Origin of the sequence: Xanthobacter autotrophicus, assembly GCF_029991245.1 — a bacterium.
Taxonomy (GTDB): domain Bacteria; phylum Pseudomonadota; class Alphaproteobacteria; order Rhizobiales; family Xanthobacteraceae; genus Xanthobacter; species Xanthobacter autotrophicus_C.
In genome coordinates this window covers 1-254 of sequence record NZ_JAIVFO010000494.1, presented here as the reverse complement: position 1 = coordinate 254, position 254 = coordinate 1, and the positions used below count along the sequence as shown (strand labels likewise).

The window sequence follows — 254 nt, the reverse complement described above, 5'->3', positions numbered from 1 at the left end:
TGCTCGTAGAGCCGGCTGACGAGGTGGAACAGGAGCTGTCCGCCCCCGGACTGCTCGCCAACGATCCTGCCCTCCTGGCGAAGCTCGATCCGGTCGGCATAGGCGCGGAGCTCGACCGGCCGCCCCAGGGAGTGTCAGGAATTTCGTGTGGGGGCGGCGGGTTGAAGATCAGGCCGCCATGGCCTTTGTGAAGCGCTCGCCGAAGATGACGGCGAACTGCGCCTTTGCCATCGCCCATTCACGAGGTGCCATCT

The 254-nt window shown here is 65.7% G+C and carries 1 protein-coding gene; it reads left to right on the top strand.

What is annotated here, in order from left to right; translation table 11 throughout:
- Window positions 1–191 (top strand): hypothetical protein (locus tag K9U41_RS23825; protein ID WP_282643284.1); only part of this gene is annotated, 191 nt, incomplete at its 5' end.
- Between the last annotated feature and the right edge of the window lie 63 nt (window positions 192–254).